The organism is Brevibacterium rongguiense, from assembly GCF_009857845.1.
Classification (GTDB): Bacteria; Actinomycetota; Actinomycetes; order Actinomycetales; family Brevibacteriaceae; genus Brevibacterium; species Brevibacterium rongguiense.
The window spans coordinates 1-361 of record NZ_WWEQ01000145.1; the positions used below are offsets into that span (position 1 = coordinate 1).

The 361-nt window shown below is 81.7% G+C and carries 1 protein-coding gene; it reads left to right on the plus strand.

Going from position 1 to position 361, the window contains the following annotated elements:
* Positions 1–361, plus strand: a 361-nt coding sequence (locus tag GSY69_RS13910) for a hypothetical protein (protein ID WP_160954410.1), incomplete at both ends; no start/stop codon positions are given.

The window sequence follows — 361 nt, forward strand, 5'->3', positions numbered from 1 at the left end:
CGACGTTCGCCGCGCTGGGCGGCGAGGTCGTGCGACCCCACCGCCTCACCCGCGCCGGCGCCGGCGAGGGCGCCCGCCTGGCCGCCCGCACCGCGCTGAACGAGGCGCACGCGGACCTCGAAGCCGCGAGCGCGGACCTCGCCGCCCTCGACGCACAGCGCCCCGCGCTGGCCGAGCGCGCCCAGGCGGCCCAGGCGGACGTGGACACCGCCCTCGCCGCCCTCCACGAGTCCGACGCGCAGATCCTCGCAGCTGGGCAGGAGGTGGCGCGCGCGGCCGAGGCCCTCGAGCGCCTTGAGGCCGAGGCCGCGACGCTCGCGCAGCGCCGCGAGCGCGCCCGCGCGGCCGCCGCCGAGGCGCA